Source organism: Pseudomonas sp. H9, from assembly GCF_004353925.1.
GTDB lineage: Bacteria > Pseudomonadota > Gammaproteobacteria > Pseudomonadales > Pseudomonadaceae > Aquipseudomonas.
Map to the genome: position 1 here is coordinate 30,789 of NZ_SMOK01000020.1, position 18,642 is coordinate 49,430.

Genomic DNA, 18,642 nt, shown 5'->3' on the forward strand with positions numbered 1-18,642 from the left:
GCGCGATAGGGTGAGCCCAGAGCCGATAACAACAAGAGAGTGTTCCAATGCAACGATTGATTCCCACGCTGTTGGCCGCGACCCTGGCCTGTGGTTCCCTGCAGGCAATGGCTGGCGCAGACCTCGTCCTGTACAACGGCAAGGTGTTCACCGCCGAACCCGGCCAGGCCTTGATGCAAGCGGTGGCTGTCAAGGACGGCAAGATCCTGCAAGTGGGCAGCGACGCGCAAATCAATGCCCTGGCTGACGCCAGCACGCAACGCATTGACCTGGCCGGCAAGGTGCTGATGCCCGGCATGATCGACACCCACAGCCATCCGGTGCTGGGAGCTGTTGCCAGCCTGGGCGCCAACCTTGCTGATGAAGTCAAGCCACTGCCGGAACTGGAGCAATGGATTCTGGCCGAGCTCAAAGAAGATCGTGGCCGCGCCGCAGATGTCATCCTCATTTCCGGGGTGAGCTCGGCTTACTGGGAGAAAAGCCGTGAGCTGGGCCAGGTGTTCAATCAAGGACGTTGGGCCGAGCAGCCGCTGGTGCTCAGTGGCATTGACGGCCATACCGGTTGGGCCAACAGCGCCATGCTCAAACGCTTGAAACTGGATGCAGCGCAGGTCAAAGGCATGTCCGAACAAGACCGCAGTTATGTCGGGCACGAGGCGGACTTCACCCCGAACGGCTTTTTCTCAGAATCCCGTTGGGACGCAGTGCGCAGCCAGGTACCGGCGCCCAGCGAAGCCTTCATGCTCAAGGCGACGCGTGAAGCGGTGCGCATCAATAACCAATACGGTGTCACCGCCTGGATGGACGCGGCGGCTAACGCCGGCAGTGAAGATTCGTTGTTCGACTTCAAGCCCACCGAGCACAGCTACGGTGTGCTGCCGCTGTACCGGGCATTGGCTGAGAAGGGCGAACTCAACGCCCATGTCGCTGCCTTGCTGCTTGCCAACTCCAAGAGCCGCCCGGCAGACCTTGAAGTGTTGGCCAAGGTGGCCAAGGCATTCGAGGGCGTGCCCAACCTGAGCTTCCCGGGCATCAAGATTTTTGTTGATGGTGTGCTCGAATACCCGGGGCAGACGGCTGCCATGCTCGAGCCCTATAAAAACAGCCAGAAGAACGGACAGTTGCTGGTCGAGCCTGAGCATTTCGGCGCGCTGGTGGCCGCAGCAGAGCAGCGCGACTGGATTGTGCACATGCATGCCGTTGGAGACCGCGCGGTGCGTGAGTCGCTCAACGGTGTGGCGTATGCGCGCAAGCTTTCCAGCACGCCCAGGGCGCACAGTATCAGCCACCTGCAAGTGGTCGATCCCGCAGACTTTCCGCGCTTCAAACAACTGGGTGTGATCGCCTCCATGCAAATGTTGTGGGCCACCGCCGAGAACTATACGGTGGAGCTGGTCAAGCCCTACATCAGCGCCTCCGCCTACAGCCATCAGTACCCGGCCAATTCCCTGGAGCATGCGGGTGCGACCATTGCCGGTGCCAGCGATTGGCCGGTGTCCAGCCCCAATCCGTGGAATGCCATTGCTCAGGCCATCACCCGCACCGGGCCGTTGGGCGTGCTCAATGCCAAGGAAAGCGTCGACCGCCAGGTGATGTTCCGGGCCTATACCCTCAATGCCGCGAAAACCCTGCGCCTGGACCAGCACATCGGTTCGCTGGCGCCTGGCAAGCAAGCTGACCTGATCGTGTTGGATCGCGATGTGTTCAAGGTCAGCAATGAAGAACTGTTCGACACCCAGGTCTTGAAGACCTTCTTCGCCGGTAAACAGGTCTACGCCCCGGCTTCCTGACTTCACACCAAAACGATGCCTGGCTCCTTGCACCGTGAGGGGCCCGGTTTCGCCCGCACTTTTCTGCCCGAACACCGATAACAATAAGGGTTGTGTATGAACGCACGCGCCATGTATACCTTCGCCAGCCTGTTGCTGGCGCCCATGACCAGTCAGGCCCTGACCGTGAGCGATGACTTCTCTCTGGAGGTCGACCTTGCCGCCGTCAGCGACTACCGCAGCCGCGGCATCTCACAAACCCTCGGCGACCCGGCACTGCAGGCCGGTGCCACTCTGATGCACAGCAGTGGCTTGTACCTGGGGGCCTGGACGTCGAACGTTGACTTCGGCTTCGACTTCAAGACCCGCCAAGAGGTGGATTACTACGCTGGCTGGTACTGGCAGGCGAGCGATGCTATCGGGCTTGATTTGGGTTACATCAAGTATTCCTACCCCAAGGAAGGCCAGTTCAATCTCAGTGAAGTGTATGCCGTACTGGATGTGTACGGCGTGCAACTGGGCGCCTTCTATTCCAACGACACCCCGAACGTCTTCGGTCATGACCAGGATACCCTCTACACCCACCTGGGGTACGCCCTGACCTTGCCGGGCGACGTTGGCCTGGCCCTGCGAGCCGGGCGCAATGATGTAAAAGATCCGGCGTTCTGGTCTGCCAGTGGTGATGACCGTCATGCCTACTATGAGTGGGAAGTGAAGTTCACCCGTGAGTTTGTTGGCGTGACCTGGGAGCTGAGTTACATCGACACCGACCTGTCGAAAAGCGAATGCCTGAATTGGTACGGCTTTGACGACCTGTGCACGGCAACCGTGGTGGCCAGCGCCAGCACGAAGTTCTGATTCGGCGTGCTTCTCTTGCTGTGGGAGCGGGCTTGCCCCGCGATGCGATGTGACTGAACGACCGCAATCGCGGGGCAAGCCCGCTCCCACCGGATCCTGTATTGTTTGAGGCTGTGTGTTTTCAGAAGAACAGCGCATGCCCGACAATCACGCTTGCAGCCCTTGGCAGGTGTTCCTCATTTTTCTGCGCCTGGGCCTGACTTCCTTTGGTGGGCCCGTCGCTCACCTGGGCTATTTTCGCGAGGAGTTTGTCAGCCGTCGCGGCTGGCTGAATGAGCGCAGCTATGCCGACTTGGTAACGCTCTGTCAGTTCCTGCCGGGTCCTGCCAGCAGTCAGGTCGGGATTGCCCTGGGGTTGTCACAGGCGGGGTATCGCGGGGCGTTGGCGGCCTGGCTGGGTTTCACGTTGCCCTCGGCCCTGGCGCTGACGCTGTTTGCCTTGGGGATCGCCCGTTTCGCCGATGCCTTGCCTGGCGGTGTGTTGCATGGGCTCAAAGTCGCCGCAGTCGCGGTGGTGGCCCAGGCGGTCTGGGGCATGGCACGCAACCTCTGTGCCGATGCACCTCGGGTTACGGTGATGGCGGTTGCCACATGCCTGGTGTTGCTGGTGCCCTCAGCCTGGGCGCAGGTGGGGGTGATAGCCCTGGCCGCAGTCGCCGGCCTGTTGATGTTCAAACCCTCCGGAGCACTGGCGCATGAGCCATTGCCCATCGGTATCAGTAATGGCGCCGGGGTGTGTTGGCTGGTGCTGTTTTTTGCCCTGCTGCTGGGGTTACCGCTGCTGGCCGAGTTGTGGTCGAGCCAGGCCCTGAACCTGTTCGATGCCTTCTACCGTACAGGGTCGCTGGTGTTTGGCGGTGGCCACGTCATGTTGCCGCTGCTCCAGGCGCAGGTGGTGCCCAGCGGCTGGGTAAGCAACGAGACGTTTCTTGCCGGTTATGGCGCAACCCAGGCTGTACCAGGGCCGTTGTTCACCTTCGCCGCGTTTCTTGGGGCATCGATGTCAGGTCCGCTGTCGGGATGGGCGGGCAGCCTGTTGTGCCTGGTCGCGATCTTCCTGCCGTCGTTCTTGCTGGTATTTGCCGCGCTGCCATTTTGGGAGCAGCTGCGCGGTAATGTGCGCATGCAGGCGGCCATGCAAGGGATCAATGCGGCGGTGGTTGGCCTGTTGCTGGCGGCGCTGTATCGGCCGGTATGGACCAGCGCCATCTTGCAGCCCACCGACTTCGGCCTGGCCTTGGTCGCGCTGGTGGCATTGATGTTCTGGCGCATGCCCACCTGGCTGGTGGTCATCGGCTGTGGCGCAGCAGGCGGGTTGCTTTAAGCGCGAACTTTATCGCGCCTTGAGCAACCGTTCGATCTGCGCCATCTCCCAGGTGCTGAGCAAACTGACCGGATCGGTGCCGTAACGCTGCCAGGTGTCGGGCGAGCCCTGACGGCCATCTGGGTGCAGGCAATGCTCACAGTGGTGCAGGCGGTTGCCTTCGAAGTCCAGCAGCAGTTGCCAGCCTTCAATCTCGATCGGGACCAGGCCATTTGCCGAAGCCGGCGGCAGGTGGCGCATCGAGCGCAAACCAAGGGCGACGTCGCGCAGTTGCTGGTAAACCTCTCGGGGGGTTAGGGCGGTCATGGGGTAGATGATCCTGAAGGGGCTATTCAAGGAGTTACCGTGCTGTCGTTCAAGCATCACGCAACAAATCGTTGGCATCCAGCAGCCGGTAGGCAATCTCCGGCTGTCGCTCAAGGGCGCGGCGGATCGCGGCAGGGATACTTTGCCGGGTCTTGCGGCACAGGCCTGGCAGTTCAGCAATCTGGATGTTGAAGCCGCGCATGGTACGCACTTCGTTGTCGCTGGGGCTGATCTGCAAGCGAATCCCCAGGTTCTCGTACAGCTTGCGCTGCATGTGCTCAAGATCAGCCAGGCTTTGCAGGTTTTCCAGGCGTTCGAGCAAACGCTTTTCCTCCTGACGCGTGAGCAACAGGATGCGCATATCCTGCAGCGTTTCACGGCCGCAATCGCAGGCGCCGGGCGGGCAGGGGGTGCGGGTGGGCAAGGAGGCGTTCATGCTGTCCAGCATAGCGAGCCCTGGGGGCTTTTGCCCAGAGGCGCGCCGTGGCTTGTCGCCGGGCGGCGCGCAGGCTGGCGAAAGTTATTCCTGCTTGAGCTTCCAGGTGCCCGGCAGCGACAGGTCACCAGAGCTGATGTCCCATACGCTGCTGACGCACAGCAGCGGGTTGTGCAGGTCGGCGTTGACCTTCAGGGCAGCCGTTACACCGTCGTAATTGAAGCTCTGCGGGAAGCCGACGGCTGCCAACGGCACGCTGATTTGCGCAGCGTTTTTGTCCACGCTCAACGCGTAACCGGGGGAGTCGATGTAGATCGGCGCACCAGGCCAGGTGGCTGGCAGTTTCGGCTTGGCGCCTTTGGGAATGTCGCGCACCTTGAGCCCGCTCGGCCCGCAGCTTTCGTCCTTGCTCAATACCACCCAGTGGGAGTGCCACAGGCCGCCGTCGTTGTCGGTTTTGCCGTCGCGGTTCTCGTCGAGTTGCGGGGTGTCATCGAAGTCTGGGTGGGAGGTCAACGCCAGGGCGAGAATCCCGGCCTTGGCCTCGAAGCCGACGCTGCTACTGTCCAGGCTGGTGGGCCAGACGTAGCTGTAGACCTCGGCACCGGCGAACGAACCTTTGGCGCTGGGCAAGCGACTACCGGCTTTACCGTCGACCAGTTGTTCGAATACCAGGTTATCGCCTTGCTTGAAGACCCGGGTCTGAACCAGGTCGAAGGCCGCTTCGGCATTGCCTTTGGCGCTGCTGATTCCGGGAGTTTCATGGGCCCAAACCTGCGTGGCGAACAGGCTGAGGGTAAAGGCGAGCGTACGTTTCATGGGAGGGCTCCTGTGGGTTATATGGTTTCGAATCGATACCAAATAGCCTAAGCCGATTTAGGCCTTTGTCAATATAGTTTTTATTCGATACTATTTATCGACGTTATCAATCGAGACCACGCGCCGTGTTATTTGACCTGTTGGAGCGGCTGTCGAGCCTGACCCGCGTCTGGTTCCGCCAGCACCCGCTGTTGGCCGATCTGCAGCCGATTCAGCTCAGCGCCTTGCTGTACCTGGCGCGCTGCAACCGTTACTCCAATACGCCGTTGGCGGTTACCGAGTACCTGGGCTTGACCAAAGGCACGGTGTCGCAATCGCTCAAGGCGCTTGAGGCCAAGGGCCTGATCGTCAAGACCCAGGACGTGGCCGACAAACGCAGCGTGCACCTGAGCCTGACCGAACCGGCCCGGGCATTGCTCGATGCCGTCATGCCGCCGGATTTCCTTGTGACGGCGACGACGCGTATGGGGGGCCAGGCCCAGGCACTGGAAGGGTTGTTGAGTGACTTGCTGCGTAACATCCAGCGCAGTGAGAACGTGCCAGGGTTTGGCTTGTGCAAGACCTGCCGCTTTCACCGCCAGACTGGCAGTGGTGGCTTTTGCGAACTGACCCAGGAGCCGCTGGCGCCGCCAGAGCGCGAACTGATTTGCCGCGAGCACCAACTCGCCGAAACGACGGAGTAATGTGCATGAAGCTTGAGACTGTATTGACCGGCAAAGCCGTGGCGTTTACCCGGCCTGGGTCGTATAGCGCGATCGCCAAGCAGCCACGCAGCGGCGAGTTGGCGGTGACCGAGCTGGGGCTGGCCGGTGACGAGCAGGGGGACCTGCGGGTACACGGCGGTAAAGACAAGGCGATCCATCACTACCCCCGTGAGCACTACACGCTATGGGCGGCGGAACTGGGTGAGCATCCGTTGTTGCAAGCGCCCGGTGCGTTTGGTGAAAACCTCAGCACCAACGGCTGGACCGAACACACGGTATGCCTGGGGGACCGCCTGCGAATCGGCACTGCGGTGTTGGAAATCTCTCAGGGGCGCATGCCGTGCTGGAAACTCAATGATCGTTTCCAGGTCAAGGATATGGCGCTGCGTGTGCAGCAAAGCGGCCGTACCGGCTGGTATTACCGGGTGTTGGAGGAGGGGGTGCTGGCGGCCGGCGCGACCTTCGAACTGATCGAGCGGCCGTATCCACAGTGGTCGGTGGCGCGACTGGCATCGGTGTTGTTTGATAAGCGTGTCGACTCCGAAATTGTGCGTCAGTGCCTGGAGCTGCCGCTGGTGCCGTCGTGGCGGCGGACGCTGGAACGCAGGCTTGAGAAGTCAGAGGTGGAGGATTGGGCGCCGCGGTTGCAGGGGCCGCAGGGGTAGCCTTGATCGCGGGGCAAGCCCGCTCCTACAGGATGTGGTATGGCGCCTGTGGGAGCGGGCTTGCCCCGCGATCAAATCAAGGCGTAATCGCGATTTTCATCACGCCATCTCGTTGATGCGCAAACAGCTCATAGGCAGCCTCAATGTCATCAAGCTTGAAGCGATGGGTGACCAAGGGCTTGAGGTCCACGGCGCCACTGCTGACCACTTCCATCAACCGCCGCATCCGCTCTTTACCGCCGGGGCACAGGGTGCTGACGATACTGTAGTCAGCCAAGCCTGCCCCAAACGCCGCCAATGGGATGGTCAGGTCCGAGGAATACACGCCCAGGCTCGATAAGGTGCCGCCGGGGCGCAACACACGCAGCGCCGATTCGAAGGTTGATTGCGTACCCAAGGCTTCGATGGCCACATCCACGCCACGTCCGTGGGTTAGGGCCATGATCTGTTCGACCACGTTGCCTTGCTTGAAGTCGACCACATGGGTGGCGCCTAATTGCCGCGCAACGCTGAGGCGGGCGGCAACGGTGTCGACACCAATGATGGTGGTGGCGCCCATCAAGCGGGCACCGGCCACCGCGCACAGGCCAATCGGGCCCAGGGCGAACACCGCCACGGTATCACCAATGCGTACACCGCCCCGTTCAGCACCGGAAAAACCGGTGGACATGATATCCGGGCACATCAGCACCTGTTCATCACTCAGGCCGTCGGGGATCGGTGACAGGTTGGCCATGGCATCCGGTACCAGCACGTATTCGGCCTGACAGCCGTCGATGGTGTTGCCGAATTTCCAGCCGCCCGCAGCGCGAAAGCCATGGGGTGTGCCGGGGCCATCCTGAGAGGCACAACCACACAGGCAGGCGTAACTGTGACCACTGGGGGTGATGGCTCCGGCAATGACCCGCTGGCCTTCGCTGAAGCCCTGTACCTGGCTGCCGAGTTTTTCAATGATGCCGACCGGTTCGTGACCGACGGTCAGGCCTTTGGCGACCGGGTACTCGCCGCGCAGGATGTGCACGTCGGTCCCGCAGATTGTTGTGGTGGTAACACGCACTAAAGCGTCGGAGGGGCCGACCTCGGGGATCGGTTTATCATCCAGAACAATGCGGTTCTTTTCGACGAAGATTGCCGCTTTCATGCGGGACATGGCCATTTCTCCTGAACAGGTATGTGTGGCTGGGTCGTGCAGTCTTCGCTCAGGGTGCGCGTTTGGCGGGGGTAAGGCTAGTGATCAGGATCAATGGAGGGATAAAAGCATCGCGGGGCAAGCCTGCTCCCACCGGCAGGTAGGAGCAGGCTTGCCCCGCAATTGCTTAGGCCGCCGAGCTCAGCTTAGTACCGCCTTGAGCTCTGGCCACCTGCTTTCGGCAGGCATCACCGAAGGCTTCGAACATTTTCACCGAGTCCGGGTTCTTGGCTGCTTGCCACTCCGGGTGCCACTGTACGGCAAACAGGAACGGTGACAGGCTCGGCGCATGAATCGCCTCGACCAGACCGTCTTCAGCGTAAGCCAGCGGCTCGATGCCTTTGCCGAGGTTTTTCAGGCCTTGGCCATGCAGCGAGTTGACGCGAATTTCGTCGCTTTGCAGCAGCTTGTGCAACCAGCTGCCTTGCTCCAGACGCACGCCGTGAACAGCGCTGTACTGTACGTCTACCGGGTCTTCCGGGTTTTCCCGGTGATCATTGAAGCCGGCTTCGGCGTAGACCTTCTGGTAGATGTCGCCACCCAGGGCTACGTTGATTTCCTGCATGCCACGGCAGATGCCGAAAATCGGCAGACCACGGGCGATGGCGGCTTTCACCAACGGCATGTCGAACAAGTCGCGGTCACGGTCCTGGCCTTTGCCGGGCGTTTCGTTTTCCTGGCCATACAGCGCGGGGTCGATGTTGCTGCCTGCACCGGTCAGGTACACGCCATCGGCCATGTCCAGGTAGGTTTCGAGGTCTTCGATACCGCAGCAGGTCGGTACCAGGACAGGTACGCAACCGGCGTGTTCAACCAGCGGCACGATGTATTTGTGGGTCATGACCTGATAGTCGTGGCCTTTGCGCTCTTGAGCGCCCATGGTCATAAGGACAACAGGTTTGCGAAGGGGCTGTTTCTTATTGCCAATGTTGCTGTTGGGCATATGTCACCTTTGGACAGGCGCAGCCTGTCATTATTGTGCAGGCGCGCTGCTGAAACCTTTGCGCTACCTGAGGTTTCGAGCACTGCCGGAACGGCGCAGAGGGCCAGAATGTCCGGTCGAAACCTGAGATACAGCTTGCCAGAGCCGTTTAATATGTCAAACGACTTCAGATTGCGCGGGCGAAGCTTGTCATTGCTTGCGTGCAATTATGGGTGTGCAGCCCTTACAGAACGGGGCTGCCAGCGAGGGAGGCGGTTAATTATAGTTGACAGCGGGCCAGTGCCAGCCGACCTATACTTTGATCAACGGCAACAGCCTGCTGTCGTTGACCGGATGCGCGTCGTCCTCTCTCAACGCTACAGAGGGTCAAGAGCATGGATATCGTCAGTCTGGTGGTACAAATCATCGCCGGTGTGATCGGTGGCAATGCTGTCGGCATGAGCAAACAAGGCATGGGCCCCGGGCTCAACTCGGTGGTCGGTGGTATCGGCGGGGTGGTGCTCGGGCAGATCATCGCAGCGATTACCGGTCAGCCGGGAGCTGCCGCCGCAGGCGGTGGGCTGGACCTGCCGGCGCTGATCAGCAGCATTATTGGAGGGGGTGCCGGTGGGGCGGTGCTGACCTTTATCATTGGTTTGATCAAGTCGAAGATGCATCCGCAGTAGTCGAATGAATCTGTCGCGGGGCAAGCCCGCTCCCACAGGTTTTGTGGGAGCGGGCTTGCCCCGCGATTGCATCAATGCAAGATCTGCGCGAGGAAACCTTTAGCCCGCGCCGTTTGCGGATTGTTGAAGAACGCTTCAGGGCTGGCGTCTTCGATAATCTGCCCGCCATCGAGAAACAGCACTCGCTCCGCGACTTGGCGGGCAAAGCCCATTTCGTGAGTGACGCAGAGCATGGTCATGCCGGTATCGGCCAGTTTCACCAGCACGTCAAGCACTTCAGCGACCATCTCTGGGTCAAGCGCCGAGGTGGGTTCATCGAACAGCATGATCTTTGGCTTCATGCACAGCGCACGGGCAATCGCCACGCGCTGTTGTTGGCCACCGGAGAGCTGGCTGGGGTATTTGTTGGACTGGCTCTCGATGCCCACCTTGTTCAGGTAGAAGCGTGCACGTTCCTCGGCTTCCTGGCGCGAGAGACCACGCACCGTCATCGGTGCCAGGGTGCAGTTGTCGAGCACACTCATGTGCGGGAACAGGTTGAAGTGCTGGAACACCATGCCGATTTCACTGCGTACTTCGGCGGCCTGGCGGGTGGTCAGGGCCAGGTCGGTATCGTTAACGCGGATGTGGCCTTTTTCAGCGATTTCCAGGCGGTTGATGCAGCGGATCAGCGTAGATTTTCCCGAACCCGAAGGCCCGCACAGCACGATGCGTTCGCCCTCGCGTACGCTCAGGTTGATGTCGCGCAACACATGGTAGGCACCATAGTGTTTGTTCAGGCCCTCGATGCTGACCACGATTTTGCGCGCGTCAGCGACGGGGGCAGGTTGGCTGGCTGCAAGGCTCAGTGAAGCGGTCATATTGTTGTTCTCCCGCGATCAGTTGAAGCGTGCCGCGCTGTAGGGCGCAGGGTCGGTGAAGGTGGTTTCGCCGGTGATCATCTCGGCCAGCAAGCGACCGCTGACCGGCCCCAGGGTCAGGCCGTGGTGGGCGTGGCCGAAGTTGAACCACAAGCCTTTGTGTCGCGCCGCCGGGCCGATCACCGGGCGCATGTCCGGCAGGCACGGGCGGCGGCCGAGCCAGGGCTGGTCGTCGATCCGTTGCCCGAGCGGGAAGATTTTGCGGGCCAGGGCTTCGCAGCGTTTGAGCTGAATTTCATTGGCCGCATCATCGCTGGCGGCGAACTCGATGCCGGTGGTCAGGCGGATACCCTGGGCCATTGGCGCCAGCACATAACCGCCTTGGGCATCACAGATCGAATGGGTCAGCTCGGCCCCGTTCAGACTGCGGTAATGCATGTGGTAGCCGCGTTTGATTTCCAGTGGGATGCGATAGCCCAGCGGCTTGAACAGGTCGGCCGATTGTGGGCCAAGGGCGATCACCACCTCGGGTGCAGTGATCGGGCCCTGGCGGCTGTCCACCTGCCACTCGCTGTCGATCTGGCGCAGGGTGCGTGCATCGCCGTGAATGAGCTGCCCGCCACGCTTGACGAACAACGCCGTGTAGCCACGGGTCAGCCCGCCGGGGTTGGTGACGGTTTTCGGGTCGAGCCAGTGGATGCCGCCGACGGCATTGTCGCTCAGGCTCGCTTCGCGCTGATGCAGTTGCTGTTGATCCAGCACCTCATAGCGCAGGCCATAGGCGGTCAGCGCCTGAGCGTCGGCCTTGGCTTTGCTGAACGCCGCGTCGTTGCGGAACACCTCGATCCAGCCGCTGGCCTTGACCAGTTCGTTCAGCCCGGCGGCCTCGATCAGCGCGTCGTGTTCTTCCACGCAACGCTCCACCAGCGGCAACATCGCCTGGGTGGCAACCTTGAGTCCTGCGGCCGAGGAGTTCTGCCAGTAGCTGTACAGCCAAGGGGCAATCCTTGGTACATGGGTGAGGCTGTAGCGCACATCGGATTGGCGATTGAGGCCATAGCGCAGCAGGCTCGCCAGTTCCCGCGGAAAGGCATAGGGAATGACGCTGGAACGCTCGATCAGCCCGGCGTTGCCGTGGCTGGTGCCGGCACCCGGCTCGTTGCGGTCGATCAGGATGACCTTGCGACCGCGTGCCTGCAGGTGAAGGGCCGTGCTGACGCCGACGATACCGGCGCCCAGAACGATGGTTTGACAATGCATTGGAACGTTCCTCACAACAGGCTATCAGTGCAGGTGGCGGCCCAGACGGGCTTCAATGTGTTTCAGGCTACGGCGGACAATTTCGACGATCAGCAGGTAGAGCACTGCAGCCCACAGGTAGATCTGGAAGTCGAAACTGCGCGAGAAGGCCAGCTTGGTCACGCCCATCAGATCGTAAATGGTCACCAGCGAGGCGATGGCGCTGGCTTTGATCATCAGGATCAGTTCGTTGCCCAGCGGACCGATGGCGACAATCATCGATTGCGGCAGGATCACCTTGAAGAAGGTGGTCGAGCGCTTCAGGCTCAGGGCCTTGGCCGCTTCATACTGCCCTGGAGCGACTGCCAGCAACGCGCCACGGAAGATTTCCGCCTGGTAAGCCGCGGTATTCATGACGAAGGCCAGCAAGGTGCAGTACCAGGCATCACGGAAGAACCACCACAGGCCTACGTCTTGCCAGAAGCTCTTCAGTGAACCCAGGCCGTAGTACAGCAAGAACAGTTGGGCCAGCAGCGGCGAGCCACGGAAAAAGTAGATGTAACCTGCGCTCAAACGCTGCAGCACCAGGTTGTTGGACAGGCGCGCCAAGGCCAGCAGCATGCCGAGCAGGGCGCCGAGAGTGAAGGAAATGGCCACCAGCTTGCCGGTGACCAACAGGCCGTCGATAAAGCGTGGTCCGTAGCGTTCCAGCAGGGCGGGATCGAGGACCAGTGCCAGCAGTTGTTCGAAACTCATGTCCGGGCACTCCGCAGGTGGCGACTGAAATACTGCTCGATGTACACGAACACCCGGCCCGACAGCGCCGAGAACAGCAGGTAGCCCAGGCAGGCCACGCCATAGAAAAACATCGGCTCTTTGGTGACGCTGACCGCCAGGTTGGTCTGGCGCATCAGGTCGACCAGGGAAATGGTCGAGACCAGCGAAGTGTCCTTGAGCAGCGACAGCCAGTTGTTCGACAGCCCCGGCATGGCGATGCGCACTAGTTGCGGGAAGATCACCTTGCGAAAGGTCGTCGCTTTGCTCAGGCCCAGTGCTTGCGACGCTTCGTATTGGCCTTTGGCGACAGTTTTGAATGCGCCGAGCCAGATTTCACTGGAAAATGCGGCGAACACCAGGCTGAAGGCAATCATCGCGGCCAGGAAGGTGTTGATCATCACCTCGCCCTCATAACCCATGGCGGCAAGGATTTTCTGCGCGGCGATCTGGCAGCCGTAGTAGATGATCAGTAGCGTCAGCAGCTCTGGCAGGCCACGGAACACGGTGGAAAACACGGTGGCCACGGCACGCGGGAAGCGCTTGGGCGAGCGCGCCATCAAGGCCACGCCCAAGCCTAGCGGCAAGCCGATCGGCAGGCAGGCCAGGGCCAGCGAAATGGTCACCAGCGCGCCGGCCAACAGGGCCTGGCCCCAGCCGCCGCTGGCAAACGATAACAGGGACAGTTGTTCGAGCATGGGCGAGCCCTCTCGGTGCAAGAGTGTGCAGTGCTTATGGGGGGAATCGCGGGGCAAGCCCGCTCCTACGGCAGGAGCGGGCTTGCCCCGCGATCAATCACTGATAGATATCGAAGTCGAAGTAACGACTGGCGATTTTCTGGTAGGTACCGTTGGCGACGATCTCGTCCAGGGCTTTGTTCAGACGCTCGCGCAGGGCTTCATCTTCCTTGCGTACAGCAATCGAGGCATTGGCTTTGGTGCCGTTGACGTCGCCGAGGATCTTGCAGCAGTCCTTGCCGGCCTTGCCCAGCCATTCGGTCAGCGGGAATTTGTCGGCGATCACGCCGTCCAGCCGCCCGGCGGCCAGGTCAGCGTTGGCTTCATCCAGCGTAGGGTAGAGGCGTACGTCAGCCCCGGCCTTGCCGTACACGTCTTCGGCGTAGATTCCCTGGGTCGAAGACGCCTGGGCACCCACGGTGTAGCCTTTGAAATTGGTCTGGGCGTCGGTGATCTCGCTGTCTTTGGCCACGGCGACCGACAGCGGGGTCTTGTAGTAGTGATTGGTGAAGGCGATTTTCTTGCGACGCTCTTCGGTGTTGATCATCGAAGCGACGATCGCGTCGTATTTTTTCGCCATCAAGGCCGGAATGATGCCTTCCCAGTCTTGCGCCACCAGAGTGCACTCGACTTTCATCTGTTCGCACAGGGCTTTGCTGATGTCCACGTCAAAGCCGTGCAACTGGTTATCCGAATCGACGTAGTTGAACGGCGGGTAAGCGCCTTCGGTTGCAATTCTCAGGGTTTCAGCCTGAGCCATGGTTGCCCCAGCGAGCAGCAGGGCGCATGCGCCTGCAAAGCGGATAACGGGTTTCATGTTGCACCTCGATTTGTTATTTGCACTCTGGCTATTGTTTGCTCGCTGACGTGTAGCCAACGAATTCATTGTGTAGAGCGGCAGTTGCTTCCAAGCGTTTTTCAACATCCGGTCCAAGCTTCTTGCAGACCTCGTTGACCATCAGGTGCGCCCACGACAGCATCGTCGCGGTGGACTCCCAAAACAGATTGAATTCAGTGGGGATGCGAAACACCTCGTTGGCGTTGGTGTCGGCCCAGTCACAGAAGGTGTCGGTCACCAGCGTGACCGGGATGCCCGCTTCATGCGCCTTGCGGCACAGGTTCAGGGCATGGCGCGAATAGCGGCGTGCTTCGAACACCACCAAGGCACAGTCGGCGGGGTTGCTGAGTAACACGTCACCAAAATGCCCGGCACTGCCATCGACCACCTGCACGCCGTCGCGCAGGTATTGCAGCAAGTGGGCCATGCACTGGGCGATGCCGCGCTCGGTCTGAAAACCTGCGATAAACACCTTGCGCCGTTGCGCCAGGCGCTGGCTGACTGCTTCCCAGGCCGGCGTGCGGCTGTACTCATACACCCGTACCAGCGCCCCGACTTCCTGTTCGAGGCTACGCGCTAAGCCTGCAGCATCTTTGCCGTGCTGTTGGCGGAATTCTTGCAACCGATCGCCAACCAGCCAGGGGCCGTCACCCAGGTCGTCTTTGAGGTCGTGTTTGAGTGCCTTGAGATGCTCGTAACCCAACGCCCGGCAGAAACGCCCGACACTGGACTCACTGACACCGATCTTCGCCGCCAGGCTGGCCGAGGTTTCGAAGGGCAGGTCGGTGAGATGGGCGAGCATATAGGTAGCGATCTTGCGCCCAGAAGCCGCCGCATTGTGCAGGCTGTTTTCCAGGCGTTGTTTGATCGGTTGACTCACAGGCAATTCTCGAAGGCGGTTGCACTTGGAAACAGAAAATGAATGTTTTCTGTCATCAAGTCAAGATTTGACAGTTTGCTGTCATGAGAGGACAGTTTCGCTATTGCTCATCGCTGTCGCCCAGTCCAAATCCAATAAGGGAGCTTCAGATGTCCGCACGTCCCGACACTGCTGTCGTGCAGATTGCCTTCGCCGACCTGCAGGCCTTGCTGCAGCGCATTTTTGTTCGTCATGGCACCAGTGAAGCGGTCGCCAGTGCGTTGGCTTTCAACTGCGCCAGTGCCCAGCGCGATGGCGCTCACAGTCATGGTGTATTCCGTATTCACGGTTATGTTTCGACCCTGGCCAGTGGCTGGGTCAACGGCAAAGCCGTGCCGGAAGTCGAGGATGTTGCCAGCGGTTACCTGCGGGTGGATGCCAAGGGTGGTTTTGCCCAGCCAGCGCTGGCCGCGGCACGTGCGCAATTGGTGGAAAAGGCCCGCAGTGCCGGGATCGCGGTGCTGGCGATCCATAACTCGCACCATTTCGCCGCGCTGTGGCCGGATGTCGAGCCTTTTGCCGATGAAGGCCTGGTGGCGCTCAGCGTGGTCAACAGCATGACCTGCGTGGTGCCGCATGGCGCGCGCAAACCGCTGTATGGCACCAACCCGATTGCCTTTGCCGCACCGTGCGCCGGTACTGACCCGGTGGTGTTCGACATGGCCACCAGCGCCATGGCCCATGGCGATGTGCAGATTGCGGCGCGCAAAGGTGAGCAACTGCCTGACGGTATGGGTGTCGATGGCGACGGTAAACCGACCCGCGACCCGCAGAAAATACTCGAGGGCGGTGCGTTGTTGCCGTTTGGCGGGCACAAAGGGTCGGCCTTGTCGATGATGGTTGAGCTGCTGGCGGCAGCGCTGACCGGCGGGCATTTCTCCTGGGAGTTCGACTGGTCACAGCATCCGGGCGCGAAAACCCCGTGGACCGGGCAACTGGTCATCGTCATTGACCCAAGCAAGGCACAAGGCAATCAGTTTGCCGAGCGTAGCCGTCAATTGGTGGAGCAGATGCAGGCAGTCGGCGTGACCCGGATGCCGGGTGAGCGACGCTTCCTTGAACGTGAGGCGTCGGCGCGTCAGGGCGTGAGCCTGACGGCGCAGGAGCTTGAGCAACTGCAGGAACTGGCGCAGGGCTGAACGGTGGGAGCGGGCTTGCCCCGCGATGCGATGCGACTGAAAGACCGCAATCGCGGGGCAAGCCCGCTCCCACCAGGAACCAGCAGGCGGAAGGGGCTTGTTTGCTACAAGCCAGTGGCCCTCCATTGACTGGTTTCACTTTGGCCATCGGTCAGCGGCTGGCGGTAGTGATTGCAGTGCCCAGCGTCGTCGGTGGAGGCACCGAAACCACAAGCGTTTTTCACCACTTCATACTTGTTGACCCCGGTCCAGGTCACGATCCACGGAATACGCACCGGGCAATCGAAGTCGTACTTGCCGACTTGCAGTTGCTCGAGCGTATCGCAGACGCTTTGCAGCGTCGCCAGGTCCATGAACATCACGGTATTGGGGTACTTATGCTCGAACTCCTCGACCCGTGCCTGCAGGGTAATACCTGCGCGGTGGGTGACCGCTTCGCGGCTGTTGTCGATCGTCTGGTTGAGGATCAGCAGCGCGTCCTCAGGTATCTCAAGATCGCGCTGAATCAACTGGTTGTAGAGGTCGTTGGCTTGGCGCGGGCCAAGAATCCGTACGTGTTTGACCAGAAACTCCGATGTGCACTTACACATAATGATGTCCTCGCGGCAGCCGTTGCCGGCTGCGCTGTGTTGGCTGAGTGATCAGGCGAATTTCAACGTGCAAGGTCTTGGGCCGAGGTCTTGCCTGGCCATACCCCGTCCATGCGGACTTCACGCCGCCCGGTCAGCCACTGGCCCAGCGGGCTTGGCCAGCTGAAGCTGTAGTTGTCGTTGTTCATCACGCCTTTGAATGTCACTTGGGCGGTGATGTTGGTGGCATTGAGCGGGATGTTGCCGACGGTTTTCGACAGCCCGCCGCTGAGGCTGAAAGCTTGATGCTGTTTGCCTGAGGGGGTGTCGTACTCCAGGGTGACGCTGGTGATGTAGGTGCAGCCGGGCTTGTTGTTGAAGAGAATTTCCAGCCCGCCCAGGCGGTTGATCCAGTTGGGAATCAGCAGCTCACCGTCAAACGAGGCGAAGGTGTAGGCGATGGGGATCGGCTGAGCGGGCAGGGCGCCGGCCTTGTCCGGCCACAGGTGCTGGTCGACGCTTTTGGTTTGGTTGGTCGACACATACGAGCCCTTGGCTTCGGCACTGGCCAGCAGATCCTGCACACCTTTGACCGAGCCGGTGACGGAGAATGACGAACTGTTGTCCTGCGAGCCGACGTTCAGGCCGCTGGTGGCGTAGATCACACTGGTGACCACGCCAAAGCCCTGGGCGATGCCTTTGCTTGAGGCCATGCTGACACGGCCGGCCTGGTCTTTGAGCCACTGCAAGGTTTGTGGTTGGGTCAGTACCGTCAAATCGGCCAGGTAAGTCTCCGAGGAGATACCGAACTCCGAAGCGATAGAGCCGGTCGAGGCAAAATCCCACTTTACTTCGGTGCCTGCGGTGATTTTTGTACCGGTTTCCGGGTCGGTGGCCGAGCCGTCCAGGGCAACGTTGCTCTGGCTGCGTTTGACGTTGCTGGACGACAGCTTCCACTGGTTGGGGGCATTGCGCGTGCTGACGATCAGCCCAGGCGCTTGCTCTTGCACCAGGGTGAAGTCGCCGTTGTCGGGAGAAACAAAGCCGACACTGCCGACCTTGAGCTTCTGGTCGAGGGTCCAGTTGCCCCAGTACGCGGCGCGGCCATTGCGGATCAGGTCGGTAAACGAGCGGTTCCAGTTCATGATGTGCATTCCTTTTCCATTGAGCGTTCGAGTAGGCCGAACAGCGACTCGCAGCGACATTCCCTGCCGCCGACAACCGGGTTGAACAACATCGGCAGCGCAATCGTGTGCCTGTCACGCGGGCAGAAACATTCGTCAAATGCGGTATGCGCAGCTTGGCGCCGACCCTGGCTTGACAGGCAAAGGTCAGCTCCTAGGCTTGCTTTTCAGGTGCGGGTGGGCCTTGGCGCAACGGCGAACAGTTCAGGGAATGGACATGCGATTGAGTGAACGGGAAACCGTGGTGCTGTCGTTGATCGTGCGGGGCATGACTGACCGGGAAATTGCTCAGCAACTGGCCATTGCCTTTTCAACCGCGCGAAAACACCGCGAAAACCTGCTCTACAAACTCAAGGTCGAGCGTGCCAGTGCCCTGGTGGCGATCTATCTGTGCCTGGGCAGCACCCCGACCTGCAGGGCAGGCAAGGTCGGCAACGCCGTTTTCTGCGCGTGAGCAGCAGGTGCTGAGCTGTCTGGCCCGCGGTCTGAGCGACAAGCAGGCGGCCCGTGTGCTGGGTATCAGCGACCAGACCGCACGCACCCATCGGCGCAACATGCTTAGCAAAACCGCCAGTGCCAATATCTGCGCGTTGGTGTATCTGGCGTTCGTCCAAGGCTGGTTGCCGTGGCCCGAACCTGCGCAAGGCATGCATGGCTGCACACACCCGTTGCACTAATGGTCATGTTGCTTCGGCGCCGCTACAG

22 protein-coding genes are annotated in these 18,642 nt (G+C 60.8%); 9 read left to right on the forward strand and 13 right to left on the reverse strand.

What is annotated here, in order from left to right; all coding sequences use genetic code 11:
- Window positions 1–47 precede the first annotated feature (47 nt).
- The 3 genes from E1573_RS16020 (at window position 48) to chrA (ending at window position 3,951) form a co-directional block, all read left to right on the forward strand.
- Window positions 48–1,790 carry an amidohydrolase gene (locus E1573_RS16020; protein WP_133215397.1) on the forward strand — a complete coding sequence of 581 codons (1,743 nt, stop codon included), beginning with the start codon at window positions 48–50 and terminating at the stop codon, window positions 1,788–1,790.
- A 96-nt stretch (window positions 1,791–1,886) separates the two neighbouring features.
- Window positions 1,887–2,627, forward strand: coding sequence for a TorF family putative porin (locus tag E1573_RS16025; RefSeq protein ID WP_133215399.1), 741 nt, complete (start codon window positions 1,887–1,889; stop codon window positions 2,625–2,627).
- 136 nt (window positions 2,628–2,763) lie between these two features.
- Complete coding sequence (chrA, locus tag E1573_RS16030; protein ID WP_133215401.1) at window positions 2,764–3,951, forward strand: chromate efflux transporter; 1,188 nt, start codon at window positions 2,764–2,766, stop codon at window positions 3,949–3,951.
- 9 nt (window positions 3,952–3,960) lie between these two features.
- On the opposite strand, the gene E1573_RS16035 is transcribed toward chrA, so the two are convergent.
- The 3 genes from E1573_RS16035 to E1573_RS16045 all read right to left on the reverse strand — a co-directional run bounded on the left by E1573_RS16035 (window position 3,961) and on the right by E1573_RS16045 (window position 5,512).
- Complete coding sequence (locus E1573_RS16035) at window positions 3,961–4,257, reverse strand: hypothetical protein (RefSeq protein ID WP_133215403.1); 297 nt, start codon at window positions 4,255–4,257, stop codon at window positions 3,961–3,963.
- Between the two features lie 49 nt (window positions 4,258–4,306).
- Complete coding sequence (locus E1573_RS16040) at window positions 4,307–4,693, reverse strand: hypothetical protein (RefSeq protein ID WP_133215405.1); 387 nt, start codon at window positions 4,691–4,693, stop codon at window positions 4,307–4,309.
- 84 nt (window positions 4,694–4,777) lie between these two features.
- Window positions 4,778–5,512, reverse strand: coding sequence for a hypothetical protein (locus E1573_RS16045; RefSeq protein WP_133215407.1), 735 nt, complete (start codon window positions 5,510–5,512; stop codon window positions 4,778–4,780).
- A gap of 125 nt (window positions 5,513–5,637) precedes the next feature.
- Here E1573_RS16045 and E1573_RS16050 point away from each other — a divergent pair, with 125 nt between their 5' ends.
- Together E1573_RS16050 and E1573_RS16055 are read left to right on the forward strand one after the other, a co-directional pair.
- Window positions 5,638–6,195 (forward strand): MarR family winged helix-turn-helix transcriptional regulator, encoded by a 558-nt coding sequence (locus E1573_RS16050; RefSeq protein ID WP_133215409.1) that lies wholly within the window; start codon window positions 5,638–5,640, stop codon window positions 6,193–6,195.
- 5 nt (window positions 6,196–6,200) lie between these two features.
- A complete protein-coding gene (locus E1573_RS16055; RefSeq protein WP_371925171.1) occupies window positions 6,201–6,881 on the forward strand; it encodes an MOSC domain-containing protein in 681 nt (226 codons plus the stop codon).
- A 76-nt stretch (window positions 6,882–6,957) separates the two neighbouring features.
- Here E1573_RS16055 and E1573_RS16060 read toward each other — a convergent pair whose 3' ends face one another.
- Together E1573_RS16060 and E1573_RS16065 are read right to left on the reverse strand one after the other, a co-directional pair.
- Window positions 6,958–8,031, reverse strand: a complete 1,074-nt coding sequence (locus E1573_RS16060) for an NAD(P)-dependent alcohol dehydrogenase (RefSeq protein WP_133215414.1) — start codon at window positions 8,029–8,031, stop codon at window positions 6,958–6,960.
- A 166-nt stretch (window positions 8,032–8,197) separates the two neighbouring features.
- The gene (locus E1573_RS16065; protein WP_133215416.1) at window positions 8,198–9,013 is read right to left on the reverse strand and encodes a gamma-glutamyl-gamma-aminobutyrate hydrolase family protein; all 816 of its coding nucleotides are present in this window, start codon (window positions 9,011–9,013) and stop codon (window positions 8,198–8,200) included.
- Between the two features lie 374 nt (window positions 9,014–9,387).
- Here E1573_RS16065 and E1573_RS16070 point away from each other — a divergent pair, with 374 nt between their 5' ends.
- Entirely contained in the window at window positions 9,388–9,678 is a 291-nt protein-coding gene (locus E1573_RS16070) for a hypothetical protein (protein ID WP_133215418.1), read from the forward strand.
- Window positions 9,679–9,749: 71 nt separating this feature from the next.
- Here the strand turns inward: E1573_RS16070 and E1573_RS16075 are convergent, their stop codons facing one another.
- From E1573_RS16075 to E1573_RS16100, 6 genes are all read right to left on the reverse strand, one after another.
- Window positions 9,750–10,538, reverse strand: a complete 789-nt coding sequence (locus E1573_RS16075) for an amino acid ABC transporter ATP-binding protein (protein ID WP_133215420.1) — start codon at window positions 10,536–10,538, stop codon at window positions 9,750–9,752.
- Between the two features lie 18 nt (window positions 10,539–10,556).
- Window positions 10,557–11,798, reverse strand: a complete 1,242-nt coding sequence (locus tag E1573_RS16080; protein ID WP_133215422.1) for an FAD-binding oxidoreductase — start codon at window positions 11,796–11,798, stop codon at window positions 10,557–10,559.
- A gap of 24 nt (window positions 11,799–11,822) precedes the next feature.
- A complete protein-coding gene (locus E1573_RS16085) occupies window positions 11,823–12,533 on the reverse strand; it encodes an ABC transporter permease (RefSeq protein ID WP_133215424.1) in 711 nt (236 codons plus the stop codon).
- The gene (locus E1573_RS16090) at window positions 12,530–13,249 is read right to left on the reverse strand and encodes an ABC transporter permease (protein WP_133215426.1); all 720 of its coding nucleotides are present in this window, start codon (window positions 13,247–13,249) and stop codon (window positions 12,530–12,532) included. The genes E1573_RS16085 and E1573_RS16090 overlap by 4 nt, the downstream gene beginning before the upstream one ends.
- 97 nt (window positions 13,250–13,346) lie before the next feature.
- A complete protein-coding gene (locus E1573_RS16095; protein ID WP_133215428.1) occupies window positions 13,347–14,105 on the reverse strand; it encodes a transporter substrate-binding domain-containing protein in 759 nt (252 codons plus the stop codon).
- Window positions 14,106–14,136: 31 nt separating this feature from the next.
- A complete protein-coding gene (locus E1573_RS16100) occupies window positions 14,137–15,006 on the reverse strand; it encodes a MurR/RpiR family transcriptional regulator (RefSeq protein WP_133215430.1) in 870 nt (289 codons plus the stop codon).
- A gap of 149 nt (window positions 15,007–15,155) precedes the next feature.
- Here E1573_RS16100 and E1573_RS16105 point away from each other — a divergent pair, with 149 nt between their 5' ends.
- A complete protein-coding gene (locus tag E1573_RS16105; RefSeq protein ID WP_133215432.1) occupies window positions 15,156–16,184 on the forward strand; it encodes an Ldh family oxidoreductase in 1,029 nt (342 codons plus the stop codon).
- Between the two features lie 104 nt (window positions 16,185–16,288).
- Here E1573_RS16105 and E1573_RS16110 read toward each other — a convergent pair whose 3' ends face one another.
- Both E1573_RS16110 and E1573_RS16115 read right to left on the reverse strand, forming a co-directional pair.
- A complete protein-coding gene (locus E1573_RS16110; RefSeq protein WP_133215434.1) occupies window positions 16,289–16,774 on the reverse strand; it encodes a hypothetical protein in 486 nt (161 codons plus the stop codon).
- A gap of 62 nt (window positions 16,775–16,836) precedes the next feature.
- Complete coding sequence (locus E1573_RS16115) at window positions 16,837–17,898, reverse strand: hypothetical protein (protein ID WP_133215436.1); 1,062 nt, start codon at window positions 17,896–17,898, stop codon at window positions 16,837–16,839.
- Window positions 17,899–18,154: 256 nt separating this feature from the next.
- Here E1573_RS16115 and E1573_RS16120 point away from each other — a divergent pair, with 256 nt between their 5' ends.
- Together E1573_RS16120 and E1573_RS26745 are read left to right on the forward strand one after the other, a co-directional pair.
- Window positions 18,155–18,391 carry a response regulator transcription factor gene (locus E1573_RS16120; protein WP_165957340.1) on the forward strand — a complete coding sequence of 79 codons (237 nt, stop codon included), beginning with the start codon at window positions 18,155–18,157 and terminating at the stop codon, window positions 18,389–18,391.
- Window positions 18,392–18,398: 7 nt separating this feature from the next.
- Window positions 18,399–18,614: a response regulator transcription factor gene (locus E1573_RS26745; RefSeq protein ID WP_165957341.1), complete on the forward strand. Its 216-nt coding sequence runs from the start codon at window positions 18,399–18,401 to the stop codon at window positions 18,612–18,614.
- Window positions 18,615–18,642 lie beyond the last annotated feature (28 nt).

Bases quoted from the DNA above. Each gene is read 5' to 3' on its own strand.
- E1573_RS16020 (WP_133215397.1), top strand. From the start codon at position 48: ATGCAACGATTGATTCCCACGCTGTTGGCCGCGACCCTGGCCTGTGGT.
- E1573_RS16025 (WP_133215399.1), top strand. From the start codon at position 1,887: ATGAACGCACGCGCCATGTATACCTTCGCCAGCCTGTTGCTGGCGCCC.
- chrA (WP_133215401.1), top strand. From the start codon at position 2,764: ATGCCCGACAATCACGCTTGCAGCCCTTGGCAGGTGTTCCTCATTTTT.
- E1573_RS16035 (WP_133215403.1), bottom strand. From the start codon at position 4,257: ATGACCGCCCTAACCCCCCGAGAGGTTTACCAGCAACTGCGCGACGTC.
- E1573_RS16040 (WP_133215405.1), bottom strand. From the start codon at position 4,693: ATGAACGCCTCCTTGCCCACCCGCACCCCCTGCCCGCCCGGCGCCTGC.
- E1573_RS16045 (WP_133215407.1), bottom strand. From the start codon at position 5,512: ATGAAACGTACGCTCGCCTTTACCCTCAGCCTGTTCGCCACGCAGGTT.
- E1573_RS16055 (WP_371925171.1), top strand. From the start codon at position 6,201: ATGAAGCTTGAGACTGTATTGACCGGCAAAGCCGTGGCGTTTACCCGG.
- E1573_RS16060 (WP_133215414.1), bottom strand. From the start codon at position 8,031: ATGTCCCGCATGAAAGCGGCAATCTTCGTCGAAAAGAACCGCATTGTT.
- E1573_RS16065 (WP_133215416.1), bottom strand. From the start codon at position 9,013: ATGCCCAACAGCAACATTGGCAATAAGAAACAGCCCCTTCGCAAACCT.
- E1573_RS16070 (WP_133215418.1), top strand. From the start codon at position 9,388: ATGGATATCGTCAGTCTGGTGGTACAAATCATCGCCGGTGTGATCGGT.
- E1573_RS16075 (WP_133215420.1), bottom strand. From the start codon at position 10,538: ATGACCGCTTCACTGAGCCTTGCAGCCAGCCAACCTGCCCCCGTCGCT.
- E1573_RS16080 (WP_133215422.1), bottom strand. From the start codon at position 11,798: ATGCATTGTCAAACCATCGTTCTGGGCGCCGGTATCGTCGGCGTCAGC.
- E1573_RS16085 (WP_133215424.1), bottom strand. From the start codon at position 12,533: ATGAGTTTCGAACAACTGCTGGCACTGGTCCTCGATCCCGCCCTGCTG.
- E1573_RS16090 (WP_133215426.1), bottom strand. From the start codon at position 13,249: ATGCTCGAACAACTGTCCCTGTTATCGTTTGCCAGCGGCGGCTGGGGC.
- E1573_RS16095 (WP_133215428.1), bottom strand. From the start codon at position 14,105: ATGAAACCCGTTATCCGCTTTGCAGGCGCATGCGCCCTGCTGCTCGCT.
- E1573_RS16105 (WP_133215432.1), top strand. From the start codon at position 15,156: ATGTCCGCACGTCCCGACACTGCTGTCGTGCAGATTGCCTTCGCCGAC.
- E1573_RS16110 (WP_133215434.1), bottom strand. From the start codon at position 16,774: ATGTGTAAGTGCACATCGGAGTTTCTGGTCAAACACGTACGGATTCTT.
- E1573_RS16115 (WP_133215436.1), bottom strand. From the start codon at position 17,898: ATGAACTGGAACCGCTCGTTTACCGACCTGATCCGCAATGGCCGCGCC.
- E1573_RS16120 (WP_165957340.1), top strand. From the start codon at position 18,155: ATGCGATTGAGTGAACGGGAAACCGTGGTGCTGTCGTTGATCGTGCGG.